Genomic DNA, 17,863 nt, shown 5'->3' on the forward strand with positions numbered 1-17,863 from the left:
CTCTCTACTGCTGTTTCGCCGAACCCGACTCTCCGGGCTCCTCGGCGCCGAGCCTCATACCGGCCAGCAGCCCTTCCCCTTCGAGCGGTTCGAGCAGTCGGTCTAGGTTCAGGTCGTTCAGGTTCGATCCCGCCACGCCGAGGCCCATGCCGGACACCTCCTCGAAGCGACCGGTCACCTGTCGTGCGATCTCCTCCCGAGCGAGGGTCATCACCTCCAGCACACTCAGGGCCAACGCCTGTCCCGACATGGTCTGGTGCTTGTTGTTCAAGAAGCGCAGCGCGGTCGGCTCGCCCTGCGCGCCCACCGTCACCTCGACGGCACGGTCCTTCGACCGCATCGTCACCGACATCGCCGCCACCTCGTCCCTCGCTCGGATCAGGGACTCCTGCTGCTTGGTGAACTCGGACATGGCCTGCTGGAGTTGCTGCTGGAGTGACTCGCTCACTGTTCCTCGCCTCTTGACTACGTATCTTGCTTCGGGCAACTCGACACACTGGATCGGGGTGCGCTCACCGCCCGATGGCGGCGGGCAGACCTCCCTCGTCCGTGCCCCAGACATTGCCCTCCGACCCGGCCGGAGACGAGGAGGAACTCTGTGTCGCCAACCTCACCGATCCACGGCCCGTACGCGACTCGGTCACCGGCCGGCTCAGGAGCTCCTCCGCGTCCTCTTCCTCTTCCTCGAAGACATCGTCCGCAGCAACGGCCCGGGATGCTCCCCCGGCGGGGCCGGCCATGAATGCACCGTCGGAGTCCTCGTCCTCGTAGACGTCGCGGACCCGTTCGTTCTCCTGCTGGCCCCCCTGCTGGCCCTGACCGCCCATGCGCGCCATGCCCATCATCATCATCATGGGGGTCATCATGTTCATCAGGCCCGAACCCGCGTCGGTGCTTCCCCCCGGTGTCGCTCCCGCGGTGGCCCCGGCCTGCGCGCCCAGGCCCTGGCCGGCGGGTTCGGAGCCTGGACCGGGGACCGCCTGGAACTCGCCGTTGGGGCCGGTGAGCATGCCGCTGCCATCAGGAAAGCGGGTGGTGGTGAACCCCTGCGGGTTCGTCATCGACGTCGCCCCGCTGGGGTACTCGGTCGTGCGGAATCCGTCTTCTGACAGGGTGGTCAACCCGTTTGCGGCACCGCCACCGGTCGTGGTGATCGCCTGTGGTCCGGTGAGGCCGGACGCGTCCGCGCCGAGGCCGGTACTCGTGCCGTTCGCGTCGGTCGTGGTGACGGTGCCGTCCGGGCCGATGGTATAGGAACTGCCGTCGGGGAAGGTGGTCGTCACCGCGCCGTCACCATCGATCGACGACGTGCTGCCGTCGGGGTTGACGAGGCTCTGCCCCGGGACCAGCTCTCCGTCCAGGGCCTGGCCCGTGCCCGTGGTCGTGGTGACCGAGCCGTCCGGTCGCACGGTGGTCGAACTACCGTCACCGTAGTCGGTTGTGACGCTCCCGTCGGTGTTCTGTGTGGCGGTGCCTCCGTCCGGGCCGGTCACATGGGTCATACCGTCCGCGTCGACGGTCTGCACTGTTCCGTTGGGGAACTGTGTGGTGCTGCTCCCGTCAGGGTTCGTCACGGTGAAGCTGCCGTCGGGCGCTGTCCCGAGGGAGCCGCCGTCCGGCAGTTGCCTCGTGATCGACCCGTCGGGGTCGATCGAGGTCGTCGATCCGTCCGGGTTGGTGAGCGGCTCGCCCGATCCGATGGTCGAGGTGGTCACCTCGCCACCGCTGTCGGTCGTGGTGACCGTGCCGTCCGGGTTGATCGTCGTCGTGGAGCCGTCCGGGAACTGTGTGGTCAGGTCCCCCTCGGCGCCGGGAGTCGTGACAGTGCCGTCGGGCCCGGTCACCTTTATCTGCCCCTCCGGCCCCACGGACTGCGTGCTTCCGTCGGGCAAGGTGGTGACCTGGGAGCCGTCGGGGTTGACAGCGGTGAAACTGCCATCGGGGTTCGAGGTGAACGAACTGCCGTCGGGCAACTGGTTGGACACACCGCCGGCCGCGTTGATACTGGTCGTCGATCCGTCCGGGTTGGTGAGCGATCCGCCCGACCCGATGGTCGAAGTGGTCACCCCACCACCGCTGTCGGTCGTGGTGACCGTGCCGTCCGGGTTGACCGTCGTCGTGGAGCCGTCCGGGAACTGTGTGGTCAAACCCCCGTCGGGAGAGGCTGTAGTCACCTGCCCCTGGGAACCTGTGAGCGACGTGGGCTTTCCGCCGGTCGGCGAGTTGGCCAGCAACGAGCCGTTGGGAAGGGTCGTCAGCAGCGAGCCGTCGCCTACAGTGCTGGTGATCCCCGATTCATCACCCAGGCCGGATCCTCCGATCCCTCCGGCGCCCAACGGGGTAGCGGTGCCGAGCGAGGCGAACGTGCTGGAGGGAGAGAGACCGCCCGGACCCGTGGTGTCCGGCACACCCGCGCCTCCCGTGCCCCCCGCACTTCCCGGGTCTCCCAGACCGGAACTGCCGCCGGTCGTGGCCAACGTGGACGGTATCGATATACCGTCGCCGCCGGCCGACGTGCCCGGATCGCCCAGTCCTTCGGAAGCGCCACCGAGCAGGGTCGACGAACCCGCACCCGCGCCGTCCGGACCGCCGCCCTCGGCGCCGCCGCTGAGTCCGTCCAGGCCCGTGCCGCCACCGAGTCCGTCCAGGCCCCCGCCGCCGCCACCCGCGCCGGCGCCACCGAGTCCGTCCAGGCCCTCGGTGCCACCCACCGTCTCGAACTCACCGCCGCCCAGGCCCTCGCCCTCACCACCCGCACCGGCGCCACCGATATCACCGCCGATGTCGCCCGCTTCCCCGGCCTGGCCTTCCATCAGATCTGCCTGATAGTCCGAGACGAGGTCGGACTTTGATGTGTCCTCGAAAGCGAACCTGGTGTTCCAAGCAGGATCCATGACACGCGACCAGTCCTGCTGCAGTTGTGTCACCAGCGGAATCGCCGGGGTGTCGAGGTTGGTCGACACATTGTTCTTCCAGCGGCCCACAGCCTCATTGGCGATGGCACCCCAGGTACTCATATCACTGAGCCTGCCCCAGTGCGTGCTCTCCATGTATCCGTCGCGCGTCGCCATTTTGGTGTTACTCGCGATGCTGCCCGTGCCGTTGGGGCGGAACTGGGTTTCGCTTGCCACGTACGGGACCTGACGCGTCGCGACGAAACTGGTGAGGTCGAGCACCAGGTCATTCAATATGTCGCGCGGATCGGCCGGCGCATGATACGTATTCCAAGAAGTGCCGTCGGCCCTGATGACATTCAAAGGGCTGGCACGCTGGTAAAAGAAGTTCTGATATGTCTCATACAGGTCCGAGTACAGCTTGTGCAGGGAGACCTCGGCACCGATGAGCGAGTCGCCGTGAAGCGTAGTGCTCTGATAACCCGTCGAAGGGGATGTGCTCGCGGGCGAAAACCCGGGCGGGCGCAACTCATTGGTGTACGACTCATATTTTCGGTGCAGGTCTTCCAACATGCTATGGAAGACGCCGGCGGCAGTACCCTTCCAGGCAGCCTGCTCATCCCCCAGAGCTTCAGCCCATTGCTTGATGGTCTCGGTGTGCTTGGAGAAGAAATCCCCAGCGACATCGAAGGATCGAGCCGCCTTGCTGAACGAATGGAGATCGACGGCATTCCCCTCGCTTGGAGACCCACCCACCGGATCATAGAGATTTGCCGACGAAAAATTGTTGTACACGAGATGCCAGAGGGCGAATTCCGTAGCTTCCCAGAACTTCTTCCCATTTTCGAGGTTTATGTACTTTATTTCAGCTTGCCACTTCCTGGCACCCTCACCCACACCACTCCAGAATTGGATGGTCGCGCCCATGCCGTCCGAGTTCCAGGCCTGGACAATGTTCATGTCGATGCCGTCGGTGTAGTCTTGCTGCATCTCGCTGACATGAACACTGAGCCATGGAATCCCGTCGTCACCCTTGGCGTTATCGGCCACGTCGGCACGTTCTGGCAGGGTCCACCCAGTCACCAGGTTGATGATGTGTTCCCAGTTGTCCATCGCCATGACAGCTCACTCCAGAAAGTATGCTCGCGACCTCAGCCGGACAATGCGAGCAGCCGTGCCTGATACACCGACAGTCGGCTTCAGGTCGTCGATCCGCCGGACGCAGGCGTTGTCGGGCTGCCTGCTCCTCCGCTCGCACCGCCGACACCTCCGGTTCCGCCCATGTCACCGGTGTAGTCACCGATCGCCGTGAGGAACTTCTGTCCGTCGACGGCTGCCAGGTTCTCTTCCTGGGCCTTCTTCATGGAAGAGAGCACCTCATTGAGGTTGCGCTCAAGGTCATCGAAGGCGGTTACATGCTTGTTGAGAACGGCGTCGACAGCCTTCGCCGCGTTGCTCAGGTTGCCGATGACGCTTTTCCCGCCACTATCCCCGTCTCCACCCATCTGCCCGATGAGCAACGGGGTGGGTGAACCGCCCAGGTCATAGAGGGACTGCACGTCCGGCGTCGTGGTCCGCACGGTCACCAGATCGCCATGGAATCCATTCACATCGTTGTCTATGAATGCCCTGAGCGTAGCGGGATCCAACTTTGTCAGATCTTCGGCCATCAGAATCCTCGATTTTTCATGCCCGAAAGGCCGGCCCCTCGCGTATGAATGCAGCACGAAGAGCCGACCTGATTTTGATCAGAACTTGATCTCTTCGAAACCCTGTGCATTTCGGTAGACCGTCTGCTTGTAATGGTCCGAGACGCCCGTCAGAGTCTGTGCGTGGCTCTGCAGAATGGTGGAGAGGGAGGAGACCTCCGCGTTCCACGTGGGCTGTACCTTCTCGAAATAGATGTCGCGGTCGGGTCCGAGCCACGACTGAACGATCTTGTTGATGTCCATTTCGAGATGGGAGACGATGTCCTTGATCCTGCGCGTCTGCTCGTACATCTCCTCGGAGAACGTCGTGGCAGTTCCATGATCGATGTAGATTCCGTCTTCTGAACCGGGCATGAAGGTCTCCTGATGTCGCCGTAGGGCAGTGCCCTACGAGGTAGTTGTGCGTGCGAATGTGTTTTCGCTGCTGCCGGTCTCAGTTTCCGGTCATGGTACTGAAGGCATTGTTCTCGGCGGGACTTCCGAGCGCCGAGAGCCTGGTCTGGCCGTGGACGGTCTCCAGGTTGTTCAGCTGGGTCTTGTCGGAGAGGTGCATGCTGTTGGTGAGCTGGTTCTGCATGGCGTCGCAGGTGCTCTTGATGCGGTCGACCTCGCTCAGCCATGTCTCCATGACCCGCGCATAGGCCCGCCCGTCTTCTCCGCCGTAACGAGCCTGAAGATCAGCCTTGGCAGCCTCGACCTGTCCCTGGATCGTCGTCATCTGAGTCTTGGCATTGTTGAGGGACTCGATGGCCTGGGAGTAGGTGGCGGTGGATGACTGCTGTGTACTGCCGGTGGGGGTGCTCATGCGCATGCCTTTCCGTTGGCCAAGGGGCGCACGGTGGGCCGGTGCCGTCGGGACGACACGTCTCCCGCCCGCGCGTCGGCGCGATTGGCGCTGTGTCTGCTGGAACCGGACACACAGGTTCTCAGAACTGGCTGAATGGTAGATCGCTCGAGGCCTATACGCCCGTTCTCTGTGCGGGCCATGGCACGGACAATCCACCTGGGCAGCCTCTCGATTTCACATGCCCGTGAACTCGCGAGATCCGCGTGCCTCTATTCTCCGCATTCAGAGTGGCCCGAGGGACTGTCTCTGAGCGGGCAACTCCTGCGGGAGGGAGCACTGTTGGAGGAAGAGACAGGGACTGACAGGCCGTGGCGGTTCTCCGCGACGACTCGGCTGCTCACCGGGAATCGTCCGCGCACCCGCGGTCCCCACCGGTCTCTCCATGGCCCGCCAGGGCCGCGGCCTGAGTCAGATCCGGGCCGGTGGGCAGCATCCTCAGCAGTGGGGACGGCAGCGCTTGTGCCGACGCGAGGTCGACTCCCAGCAGTTCGGCATCCGCGGCGGTCGGTATCCGGTACTTCACGCCGGAGTCCGTGATCAGGTAGGTGGTTGAACCCACCGCTCCACCTGCGCTGCCGAGCGCCCGCACCAGGCTCCCCCGGGACGGCGGCACGAAGAGGGCGTCCACCTTGAGGCAGGCGCTGGTGACGCCCCTCTGCGGCCGGGCGGAGGCCTTCGCGAGGGCACTGGTGTCGGCGAGCACGAGACTCACGTAGGTGCCCTGTTTTCCACGCGGAGCGAGTCGTGCGCAGACGTTCTTCTCCTCAGGCACGGACGTCAGCTTCGGCGGCGATGCCGGCAACTCCTCACCCGCCCGCTGTACGTTCCGCGCTTCGCCCGACGTGGACGCTGGGGCCAGGGCCTCGTTCAGGGCGTCCGCGGAGAGCGGGATCAGTGCGGGGGTGTCGTGGTCGTACGCCTTGTCCCGCGTGCCCGGTCCGCTGAGTGCGAGAGCCGCCTGGGTGGCGGTGAGGGGCACCAGCCCCGCACGCTGCAGCAGGTAGTACTGCTGCGCGGATCCGGGAGTGTCGACAGTGAAGACCTGTCCGATCCGGCTCTGCTCACCGTCCAGTCGAGGGCCCGCGCCGCCCTGCCCGGACACGCTGGGCGGCTTCAGGTCGGGGCCTGCGGGAAGTGCGTTGAGGAAGGTCGCCGACACCATGAGCGGAGTGGCGGAACTGTAACCCAGCGCATTGCGGGTGGAGTTGCCTGCTGCCATCTCGAATCGACTGCCGTGCCACAGCAGGAACGTGTCGTGGCTCTTGCTGTCCTGTACCAGGATGGCTCCGTCAGGCCCGGACGAGGAGTCTTCCCCCTCAGCAGTGATGATCAACGAGGTGGTGGGGGCGCTCTCCCCCCCGTCGGTGGTGCGCATGCCCGCGCACACCTCCCAAGGGCCGTCATTGAGCTGACTCGCCGATGGCAGAGCGTCGGGAGCGCCTTCGATACCGACCGAGGTGCCGCGGGCGACTCCCTCGAGGGAAGCGGTGGAGATGTCGTCCGTGGTCATGTCCGGGCCGATGATGAGGCGGGCGGACGCGTAGTTGAGCACCGGGCGCAGCGCGCCGTCGTAGAGGTAGCGGGTCCCGGTGCTCTTCTCGACGATCAAGGTCTTCCCGTCACGCCACGAGGTGGCGCCGCCGGGGCGAACGAAGCCGTAGACCAGTGAGCCTATGCAGACCAGCACGCCGATGAGGGCTCCGATCACCACGCCCCGGTTGGTACGTCGCGTGGGGGTCTCGGGCTCGTCCGGATTGCCTCGTTGAAGACCCGTGGTCAGCCTGGAGACCACGAATTGGTGGGCTTGGACCTGGTCCCGTCGCGTCTGCATCGTATGCCTCGTCCTTCTCTTCAGCCGTTGACGGCGCGGAGCTCCTGGTAGACACCGAGCGTCCACAGGATGATCGGCAGCAGGGCCACCGCGGTCGCCGACTGCAGCAGGTCGCCCGCTCGCCCCCAGTGCGGCAGCAGGCGCCGGCCGGGCACCGACCAGGCGATGAGGGTGAGCGCGACGGTGAACAGCAACAGCGTGGCCGCTGCCGCCAAGTGCGCGATCGGGCCGCGGTCGTCCGTCATCTCGGCGACGACGAGGGCAGCGCCGAGCACAGCGGGCGCGGTCAGGGCGATCCGGTGCCAGGCCGTGCCGTGGTTGCGGCAGTGCAGAACCAGGAGCAGAACCAGTAGCCCGGAGGTGACCTTCTGGGGTGTGCCCGGGTCGCGCGCCATACCGATCAGTGACGCGACGCAGGCGATCCCTACCGCGGTGTACAGCCCGCTCATCCAGTGGTCGGTCGCCCGCGCTCGTTCGGATATCTCTTCGGTCGAGTGCGGTTCGATGCCCTCTTGCAGCTGTTCGGCGTTGGTCGGCAGCGGCGGGAGTTTGAGCCCGGCCAGCTTGAAGGAGAGCATCGGCACGAAGGCGCTGAAGATCATGGAGACCGCCACCACACCGGCGGCCGCGGCGGAGAAGGGCCGGTCGAGGGCGATCATCAGCGCCCCGCCGACAGCGGAGGCGGCGAATGCCAGCCCCATCGTGGTGAAGACGACCGAGAATGTCGCGACGACGGTGAGTGCGAGTGCCGTACCGATGGCGCCCGCGACGGAGCCGGCGAGGAGCTCGGCTCCCGCCGTGCGGTGCGTGTGGGGTGCGACCAAGGGATCTCCGACGACCAACACCCCGCCGAGAGCCAGGAAGCAGGAGCTGAACAGACCGAGCAGCACCGCACCGGTCCGGTCCCCCAGAACGCGGCCCGCGGCACCTGCGGCGGCCAGCACGATCAGCGTCGCGCCGACCGACACAGCGATACGCGGCGCGCGGTCTCCGGGGAGCGCCAACATGATCAGGCAGCCCAGAAGGCAGACGGCGGCGGCAGCGCGCAGTACCCAGCGGCTGACCCCGGGGTCCCAGGCGTGCGGCAGCTGCCGCATGGTGGTCGATACGGCGTCGACAAGGTTGTCGTAGCGGATGGAGGGCAGTGCCTCTGTCCCCGGGCGCAGCAAGAGCATTTCGCCGTCACGCAGGTCCAGCGCGTCGGGGGTGGCGTCGCCGTCGAGCGGGTCGCCTCCGATGCGCTGCAGAATCCACCCGCCGTGCTCGATGCCCGTTTCGTTGAGGTCCTCTCCCGCGTGCTCGACGATGACCGGGAGCATGTCGGCGAACGGGATGTCCGCCGGGACGGCGAGATCAAGGCTCTTGCTCGGGGCCCGTATCGTGAGGCGGCACAGCCCGGCCGCGGAGCTTTCGCTCATGAGTGGTGAAACCTTCCCGGTCGGGTGGGAACCGACCGATCCAGGGATCCGATGCTGGAATGGTCCAAGTGCTACGGTCGGCCAGCATCCCTCGGCCGCCGAAGATCGTTGCCGCGACAGGGCTTCGCTGGTAGTCAGCTGGAGCAGTGCGGCGAGCGATGCGAGTTCATCAGAGGTACTCGGCCGCGCTTTGCGACAGCTCCACGGGCGGCGCACAGATGTGTCACTGACCGCGGCGCCATGTGTTGAGCACAACTGCTTCCACGGCTCTGCTTCCGACCGGTGCCTCACCCTACACAGCAGTTCGAAGGAGACGTTCCGTTGAGCGTGGTTTTCTTCCGCAGAACCGCCAGGCGCCGGGGGCCCGAGATGCCCAGCGGCGAGATGGTGATGCAGGAGCCACCCGTGATGGCCGAATCCGTGCCCGCGGGCGGCGCCGGGATACTCACATACCTGCCGATGATTCTGATGTCCGGCGCCATGGTGTTGCTCTATTCGCGTTCTGGTTCCTCGTCGTCACCCATGACGTATCTCGTCGTCGGCATCATGGCCGTCGCCATGGGGGCAATGTTGGTGGGCCAGCTGATGCGTGCCGGTGCTGAGCGCAAACAGAAACTCAAGGGCGCTCGTCGCGATTATCTGCGCTATCTCGGCGGAGCACGCCAGAAGGTGAGATCCGCTGTCTCCGAACAACAGCAGGCTCTCGCATGGCGGCACCCGGCCCCCACGATGCTCTGGTCCATCGCCCGCTCGAGCCGATTGTGGGAACGCCGGACCTCTGACGAGGATTTCGGTGAGGTGCGGCTGGCGATAGGGGAGCAGCGGCTTGCCCTCCATCTGACAGCCACCTCGACCCGGCCCGTGGAGGACGTGGATCCGCTGACGGCCCATGCGTTGCGGGCATTCATCAACGCGTACGCCACGGTGCCCGATCAGCCCATCGCCATTTTCCTGCCGACCTGGGCGCGTGTGCTGCTGCGCGGCGAGAGGGGTGAGGTGCGGGATCTCGTCCGGGCCATGCTGTCGCAGCTGGCGGTACTGCACTCACCGCAGGAGATGGTGATCGCCTTCTGCGTCGACTCCGAGCTGCGTGCGGAGTGGGACTGGGGCAAATGGCTGCCGCACGCCCTGCATCCGCACGACAAGGATGGTGCGGGGCCCACGCGCCTCATCGCCTCCTCTGTCAGCGAGCTGGAGGACCTGCTGAGTGAGGAGTTCAGCGAACGGCCGCCCTTCGAGGCAGGCGCCGTCGCGAGCCAGGACGAGCCGTATACCGTGATCGTCGTCGACGGTGGCCAGGTGCCCTCCGATCACGCGCTGGTCCGGCGCGGTCTGCGCAACACCGTGGTGCTCGATCTCTCGGGCGAACTGCCGTGGCGGCCGGGTCGCACGACGCTGCGCCTGAGCGTCGTCGACGGCGAGGTGCAGCTGGTGCGCACAGACCGCAACCGCCGGGAGACCTTGACCCTGCTGGGCCGGGCCGACCGTCTCGGCGCCACGAGCGCCAGGTCGCTGGCCTCGTTGTTGGCTCCGATGCGTACAGGTGCGAAGGCCGAGACGGCGCAGCCGCTCCAGACCGACATCCAACTGACAACGCTGCTGGGCATACCTGATCTCCACCGGCACGATCCCGCGGCGTACTGGGAGCGGCGGCAGGGGAACGCGGCCCAGCGTCTGCGTGTTCCCATCGCGGTCGGTGCCGACGGTCGGCCGGTGCATCTGGACATCAAGGAGTCCGCGGAGAACGGCATGGGTCCCCACGGCATGCTGATCGGCGCCACGGGGTCCGGCAAGAGCGAGCTGCTGCGGACCCTGGTTCTGGGACTGGCCCTGGCCCACTCGTCGGAGACCCTGAACTTCGTACTGGTCGACTTCAAGGGCGGTGCGACGTTCCTCGGTCTCGACCAGCTCCCGCACACCTCGGCGGTCATCACCAACCTGGCTGACGAGGCCACACTGGTGGGCCGCATGCAGGATGCCCTGCACGGTGAGCTGATCCGCAGGCAGGAACTGCTTCGGGCCGCGGGCAACTTCTCCTCCGCCCTCGACTACGAGAAGGCCCGTGCGACCGGAGTGCCGTTGTCGCCGCTGCCGAGCCTGTTCATCGTCGTCGACGAGTTCAGCGAGCTGCTCTCCGCGCACCGTGAATTCATGGATCTCTTCGTGATGATCGGCCGACTCGGTCGCTCGCTCGGTGTGCATCTGCTGCTGGCCTCGCAGCGTCTCGACGAGGGCCGGATGAACCAGTTGGAGAGCCATCTGTCGTACCGGATCGGCCTGCGCACGTTCTCCGCGATGGAGAGCCGAGGTGTTCTTGGCGTTCCTGACGCCTATGAGCTGCCGTCACAACCGGGCGCCGGCTTCCTCAAGAGCGGTATCGAACCCCTGACGCGGTTCCGTGCCGCCTACGTATCCGGCACCTACCGGCATCGTACGGAGAACATGACACAGGCACGGGTGGCCAGCCAGGTCGTGCCCTGGACGGGCGAATGGGTCGCGGCCAGGACCATCGCCCCGGCGGCGGAGGCCGAGGAGCCCGCGGTCTCCGCGGGTCAGGACGGGGACGGCGGTGCCGCACTGCTGTCGGTGGCGATCGATCGGCTCAAGGAGTCGGGACCGCCGGCCCACCAGGTGTGGCTACCGCCGTTGGCGGAACCACCCACGCTCGACCGGCTGTTGCCCCCGCTGTCGCCTCACCCGCTCCACGGCCTGACCACGGTCGGGTGGTCGGAGCGCGGCTCGCTCAAGGTGCCCGTCGGTGTGATCGACCGGCCCTTCGAGCAGAAGCGCGATCTGTTGATGATCGACCTGTCGGGTTCGGGCGGTCACCTCGCGATCGCTGGAGGCCCGCAGAGCGGCAAGTCCACCTTGGTGCGCGATGTGATCGCCGCCGTCGCGCTGACACACACCCCGCGTGAGGTGCAGTTCTACTGCCTGGACTTCGGTGGGGGGGCGCTGTCGAGTCTGCGCGGTCTGCCGCACGTCGGCTCCGTCGCCAGCAGCATGGACACGGAACGCGTCAGCCGTACGCTGGCCGAGGTCACCTCACTGCTCGCCCGCCGGGAGCGCCTCTTCCTCGAACACGAAATCGACTCCATGGCGACCCTCCGTCGTCGCAGGGCCGCGGGCGAGTTCCCCGCTGAGGAGCATGGCGACGTCTTCCTGGTCGTCGATGGCTGGTCGACCGTCCGACAGGATTTCCAGGACGACATAGCCACGTTCAACCAACTGGCGACGCGCGGGCTGAATTACGGCATCCACTTGATCACCACAGCGACGCGCTGGGTCGATTTCTCGGCCGCCGTGCGGGATCAATCCGCGACGAAACTGGAGCTGCGGATGGGAGATGCCATGGATTCCATGGTCGACATCCGTCGCGCCCAGAGCGTGCCCCGACACCCCGGCCGCGGTCTGACACCGGACTCGAAGCTGCACTTCATGACGGCGCTGCCACGCATCGACAGTGTGGAGAACACCGACAGTCTCGCCGAAGGAGTCGCCGAACTGGTCTCCGCGGTGGCGGAGAGCTGGACGGGCCCCGTGGCGCCTCCCGTACGCATGCTGCCGACGTTCCTCGACGCACGGGAGCTGCCGACCGCACAGGAGGACCGCCCGTTCATGCTGCCTCTGGGTGTGGAGGAGACAGAGCTGGCCACCGCCTGGCAGGACTTGTCGCAGACACCCCACCTGGTTCTCTTCGGCGACACCGAGTCAGGCAAGACCAATCTGCTGCGCCTGGTCGCACAGCACGTGGTCGAGCACTTCACTCCGGAGGAGGCCAAGATCCTGGTCGTGGACTACCGGCGCGAGCTGGTGGACGCGGTTCCCGAGGAGTACAGGCTCGGGCATGCCGTCTCCGTCGACCAGTTGGACGAACTCCTCGCGGGAACCGCGAAAGCCTTCAAGACACGGCTTCCCGGCACGGACATCTCGCCCGCGCGCATGCGCAAGGCCGATTGGTGGGCCGGGCCTCGCCTGTTCGTACTCGTCGACGACTACGACCTGATGGCCCGGCCCATGACCACACCGTTCGAGCCTTTGATGGAGCACTTGCCTCTGGGGTACGAACTCGGTCTGCACATGGTCGTCGCGCGAGCCGCGGCAGGAGGACTTCGAGGTATGAACGATCCGCTGATCCGTCGTCTGCTGGAGGTGAACGCTCCGGGGCTGTTGATGTCCTGCCCGCCGTCGGAGGGCTACCTCTTCGGCAACGTCAAGCCACGCACACTGCCTCCCGGTCGCGGCATGTACGTCACACGCCGCGGCACGGTGCAGATGCAGACCGCCGTTGCCGAGAAGACAGCTGAGCAGATGCAGTAGGCCCCGCCGTCCGGCTCCACCCATCGGTCCAACGATGCGAAAAGCCCGTTTGGTGCCCCTTCTTCGGTCCGGGGCGCCAAACGGGGTGGGTCTCACAGTCCGGGTTTCGCGTTGGAACGGGAGCGCCGCACAAGTACAGTTCCGCTCCACACCGCGAGGCCGAACAGCACACAGCCACCCATGAGCACAAGCGAGCGGACCATCGCTGGACCTTCGTGCACGACCGCGAGCGGCGTGAAGGCATGGTCGGTGTCCGTACCGCTCGTCGGGCGGTCGGTGGACGCGACCCCGGTCAGCGCGCCGTACACATCGATCTCGGGCACATCGGCGGGGTAACTCGTACTGCGCAGGCGCTGAACCACTTCCTCAGCCGACAGTTCCGGTCGGTACGCCCGTACCAACGCGGCGGCCCCCGCGACGATGGCCGCCGCCACCGAAGGCCCGTTGCCGAGGTAGTGCCCCTTGCCGACAGGACCGATGCCGGTCACTCCTTGCCCGGGGGCCGCCAGGTCCGCCCGATCGGGGACACGTTCTCCGTCGGGCCGCTGACCGTCGATGTCGATGTCGAGGACCGACACCACACCGTCGTCAGCAGCCGGCCAGAACGACGTGGGCGGGGAGGCGGAACTGTCGGAGGCTGTCGCCGAAGCGTCCGGGACGGCCGGAGCGATGACCACCACGTCCTGCTTTCGGGCGTAGGCGACCGCCGCGGTGAGTGCGCCGCTCCCCTTCTCCAGGGCCGCGGCCACCACGATCACCTGGGCGTCACCGTCCACCGCCTCCCGGATGCCCTTGGCCACCGAGGACGCGCTGGGGACGCCGGTGGAGTCTGTACCGCGGACCGCGCGGATGCGCGCCCCAGGAGCCACCCCGGTATACCCCGATCCCTTCTGGGGAGCGGCAGCGACAGTGCCCGCCAGGAAGGTGCCGTGTCCCACGCAGTCGTCCGTCGCCGGGCCCGCCACTCGTCCGCTGAGGCCGGGGGCCTTCGCCGACACTCCGGTGTCCACCACACCGACGACGGTCCCGGCGCCGTCCGTGAACCGGGAGATCCCGCTCAGCCCCAGCCACCGCTGCGCCCAGGGCACTGACTTCATCACCGTGGCCGATGCCTTCGTGCACTGGTCGGACGCCGTGCCGAGCCGGGCCGGAACGACTGGCAGCTGCACCTTGCTTGCGGACGGTGAGGGCGAGGGCATCGGAGCCGCGGCGACCGGTACGGCGGCCCCGGAGAACACCAGGACCAGCCCCAGGACACACGCCCGGTAGCTGGTTCGGACGCCTTGCTTGTCCACATGGCCTGACGTTGGCCCGGTCTTTGTCATTTCACACCCATGTCTCGACGATCAGGATATTTGGCGCATAGTGGTCGCTCACTCTGATTTCCGACCTCGCGCGGAGACTGACAACAACAGATCGCCCTCTCGGACGACAAACTAGACTCAATTGTTCAACGGGCGGTCGGTGTCAGCCGCTGTACCGTCCCATGGTCGGCAGGACGCGACACAAGCGACGGCGGGGCCTCGTTGCGACCGTTCTTGTTCGTCCCGCGGTGGTCATCACCGGCGCTCGACGTCGACCGCCCAGTCCGACCGCGAGGTCAGCCACCAGCAAGTGAAGGCAAGTTGAGGACCGCATGATACGGAACACCCGGTGAACCGCAGATCAGTCCTCGCGCGCGGCAGGCTCGGCACCGCGGGCAGGCGCTCGGAGACGGGTAGCACAGGAGCTCTCACCCTGTCAGGCGGCGACGGCGTCTTCATCGTGCACCGCACGGGGACACCTCACGCGTTTCCCGCGGACATCATCGCATCGCTGCGCACCGAGCCCGCGGAAGGCACGACCGTCCTCGTCGACACCCTGGTCACCGACGGCGAACTCGACGCTTTCACCGCGGTGTTGGACCAGATACGCGACCCACTCCGGCATGCGGGAACCTCCGAGATACGTCTGGCCATGTCGGCGGGTGCCAAGGCCCGGGCGGAGCGGCCCGCACCCGCCCAGACGTTGTCCGCGGCCTGGGGAGTGGACGTGGTGGCACCCAGTGGCGCCGCCGTGATCGTCCCCGGCGGCTCTCTCTTCTCCCCCGACGATCCCGATGCCCCCGGGGGCTGGTGGCGGTTCTCCCCCGGTCTGGTCCCGCGCCGGCTCGGCGCGCGGTGGCCCACTCCCGACTGGGACGCGGCACTCGATCGTGTCAACGAGGACATCGCGGAGAACCACTTCGTTCAGCAGATACCGGCCGGACTCCTCATGCACCCCAAGGAGACTCGCTCCGAGGGAATCGATGCCCTGCGCTACGCGGTACCGGCCGATCCCGCCCACCCCGTCCTGCTCGTCGGCTCCCCCGGCTCGCCACCCGTCGACGCCGACGCGCTGGCCGGTGTCATCACCGCGCTCCCCCGGCATATCCGCGGCACTCTGCGTCTGCTGCCCGGCGACGGCCGCGACCTGCTCGACACGGGCCAGGAAGTGGCCGACGCACTGGGCCTGGAGGTCCAAGTAGGGAGCGGTCTGCCGGTCGTGGTGACAGCGGACTCGCCGGACAGTCCTGCTCACCGTGTGCTGATTTTCGACGCGAACGGCACGGCCTCCTGGCGACCGTACGTACAGACCGTCACCTGCGCACCTGCCGAGAGCGGGCCCCCGCCCGCTCCGCGACTGGGCTCCTGGCGCCTGCCGGAGATCGGCTCTGCCGAGAGTTCCGAGCCTGGTGTGCTAGTCCTCGACAAGCGCTGGCAGGTCACACTGACCCGGGCGGGCATGTGGATCGGCCCCCGAGGGAAACCGGTCTCGATGTCCGAACGTCGCATCGACACGGCGGTCGTGGCCATCGACCTCGGAGTTTCCGGCCGCTCACTGGACGACTCCTTGTGGCCCATGCTGGACCAGCTGTTCGGCGGGCTGGAGCAGGACGTCCGCGATCGCGCCATGATCCAGGTCCATGGCACCACCAGCGCGGAAGGGCTCAGAATGCTGCGCCGCCTCGCGGTGCGGCACGGGCTCGTACTCGCGCCGAACGGTTGGCGTTCGGACACACAGGACACCGTGGTGACACCCTCGGCACCCGCTGCCGGCATCCGGCTGGAACAGCCGGCTGAGGCTGCTTCCTCGGAGCCGCCTGCCGCACCTCCCTCGCCCGCCGCTCCGGCATCCGTGGACATTCCCGCCACGGACCCCACCCCCTCCGCCCCTCCGGTCCTGCCGTCGTCGAACTTCGACATCACCATGAGCACGTCCTCCGCCGGCACGGTCGACGCATCGTCCTGGCAGACGCCACATCCCTTCTCCGGTCCGCAGGAGAGCATCTACAGGGCACCAGCCGGGCTGCCACCGACTCCGGCCGTAGCGGAGTCCGGTGCATCCGCCCAGGTGAGTACGACGACTGCGAGTGCTTCGCCACAACTGGGCCGACCCCCGGCCAGTCCCCCTTCAGGCAACTCCCGCGGCGCAGGCGCAGAACATGATCCGCTATCTCACGATGACGACGATCACGGCACCGAACACGGCACCGAACACGGGAAGGCCTACCAGTCGCCCTCACCTGGAGGCGTTCCGACGGTGCCTGACGCGGCCCATGTCACGGAGACCTCGCCTCACCACACGCTCCCCGAGACACCGCCCACCGAAGCACCTACTCCGGAGCCCACTTCATCGCAGACAGACCTGTCCGGGTCAACTCCTCCCCCGGCGCCCTCGACACCTATGACCTACAGGGAGATCCTCTACGCACCCATCCGGCCGACCCACGTCAGTTCCGCCGCCCAACGAAAGGCTCTGCGCGAGCATCTCGGTTCCCACTGGGACCGGCACCTCGGTGCCGTTCAGCGCACCCTGACAAGGCTGCCGGGCCTGCGTATCGGTCATGCGGTCGATGAACTCGCCGAAGACCTCACGGCCGTTCATGCCTACCTCGAGGGCGACATGGGCCTGTCGACCGACGCCGGCCTCGAACGACGAGACCCTGGCACCCTCGCCTTCCTGTCCTGCCTGGCTTCCGGACTACGGTGCCTTCCGTCGTACCGGGGTACGGCCATCAGGTCCGGCGGCATGCTCGGAGAGGGCGCTGACCTGCTCCTGCCGGGCGAGGAGTTGGGCGAAGCGACAGCGATCAGTGCTCTGGCCCTGGCCGGGGGCTACGTCCCCGTCCCTCAGGACCACTACCTCATCGCATCAGTGACGGGGCGAAGGACAGGGTCGCTCACGGGCGAGGAGCAAGCGGCTTCAGCCGAGGAGATCGTCTTCGGCCCCGCCACCCGGCTCCGCGTTCTGGCGGTGCGGGAACGTGCCGGATCGAAGGTGATCCTGTTGCGCGAGATCATGGACAGCGCGCCCATCTCGATACCGGGTGTGCTCGACGACACCGACCAGCAGGTCCTGAATCGTCTGAATGCCTTCGCCGACCAGCCCTCGACCGCGGTCCCCGGTCTCACCTTCCCCTCCCGCTGCGCCGGAGCCCTTGGCCTCCTCTCCCCGGACACTTCATCGGCGTAGCAGCCGCGCCTGGGCGCATCCCGGCCTCCGCGCTCCGCCGGCCGACGGCCTGAGCCGGGACCACCGCGCCCTCGTCACAGTTATCCCCCTACATAGGAGTACCGATGCCACGGCATGCTCAGGCGCCTTCGGGCGCACTGCCCGGTCATGAGGCCGCCACCACCGCACCCGCGCAGCAGACCATTCACCGCGCCATCGCGCTCCCCTCCGAAGGCAGAGTCCCGGCCTCGTTCGTCGGCGAAGGTGACCACACCGCTGCGATGCCGGCCTCAACGGCCGGTACGGGCTCGCCCATCGCGGCCGCGGCCCAGGAAACGAGCAGTGGTGGAAGGTCGCCGGGGAACCTCTTT

The 17,863-nt window shown here is 66.9% G+C and carries 10 protein-coding genes; 2 read left to right on the forward strand and 8 right to left on the reverse strand.

The window, feature by feature from the left end:
* Positions 1–4: 4 nt before the first annotated feature.
* The 7 genes from ABD366_RS36680 to eccD form a co-directional block, all read right to left on the reverse strand.
* On the reverse strand, positions 5–448 hold the full coding sequence (locus tag ABD366_RS36680; protein WP_324770655.1) for a YbaB/EbfC family nucleoid-associated protein: 444 nt from the start codon (positions 446–448) through the stop codon (positions 5–7).
* A gap of 64 nt (positions 449–512) precedes the next feature.
* Entirely contained in the window at positions 513–4,013 is a 3,501-nt protein-coding gene (locus ABD366_RS36685; RefSeq protein WP_324770654.1) for an AAWKG family protein, read from the reverse strand.
* An 80-nt stretch (positions 4,014–4,093) separates the two neighbouring features.
* Entirely contained in the window at positions 4,094–4,564 is a 471-nt protein-coding gene (locus ABD366_RS36690) for a type VII secretion system-associated protein (RefSeq protein WP_324770653.1), read from the reverse strand.
* Positions 4,565–4,642: 78 nt separating this feature from the next.
* Positions 4,643–4,957, reverse strand: a complete 315-nt coding sequence (locus ABD366_RS36695; protein ID WP_324770652.1) for a WXG100 family type VII secretion target — start codon at positions 4,955–4,957, stop codon at positions 4,643–4,645.
* 79 nt (positions 4,958–5,036) lie between these two features.
* Positions 5,037–5,408 (reverse strand): hypothetical protein, encoded by a 372-nt coding sequence (locus tag ABD366_RS36700; protein ID WP_324770651.1) that lies wholly within the window; start codon positions 5,406–5,408, stop codon positions 5,037–5,039.
* Positions 5,409–5,787: 379 nt separating this feature from the next.
* Positions 5,788–7,281 carry a type VII secretion protein EccB gene (gene eccB / locus ABD366_RS36705; RefSeq protein ID WP_324770650.1) on the reverse strand — a complete coding sequence of 498 codons (1,494 nt, stop codon included), beginning with the start codon at positions 7,279–7,281 and terminating at the stop codon, positions 5,788–5,790.
* A gap of 20 nt (positions 7,282–7,301) precedes the next feature.
* Positions 7,302–8,699, reverse strand: coding sequence for a type VII secretion integral membrane protein EccD (gene eccD / locus ABD366_RS36710; RefSeq protein ID WP_324770649.1), 1,398 nt, complete (start codon positions 8,697–8,699; stop codon positions 7,302–7,304).
* Positions 8,700–9,026: 327 nt separating this feature from the next.
* Between eccD and eccCa the strand changes: the two genes are divergently transcribed.
* On the forward strand, positions 9,027–13,019 hold the full coding sequence (gene eccCa, locus ABD366_RS36715) for a type VII secretion protein EccCa (protein ID WP_324770671.1): 3,993 nt from the start codon (positions 9,027–9,029) through the stop codon (positions 13,017–13,019).
* A gap of 92 nt (positions 13,020–13,111) precedes the next feature.
* Here eccCa and ABD366_RS36720 read toward each other — a convergent pair whose 3' ends face one another.
* Positions 13,112–14,314 carry a S8 family serine peptidase gene (locus tag ABD366_RS36720; protein ID WP_324770648.1) on the reverse strand — a complete coding sequence of 401 codons (1,203 nt, stop codon included), beginning with the start codon at positions 14,312–14,314 and terminating at the stop codon, positions 13,112–13,114.
* 358 nt (positions 14,315–14,672) lie between these two features.
* Between ABD366_RS36720 and ABD366_RS36725 the strand changes: the two genes are divergently transcribed.
* Positions 14,673–17,513: a hypothetical protein gene (locus ABD366_RS36725; protein WP_324770647.1), complete on the forward strand. Its 2,841-nt coding sequence runs from the start codon at positions 14,673–14,675 to the stop codon at positions 17,511–17,513.
* Positions 17,514–17,863 lie beyond the last annotated feature (350 nt).

The sequence above is a fragment of the Streptomyces kunmingensis genome, from assembly GCF_039533535.1.
In the GTDB taxonomy this organism is placed as follows: Bacteria; Actinomycetota; Actinomycetes; order Streptomycetales; family Streptomycetaceae; genus Streptomyces; species Streptomyces kunmingensis.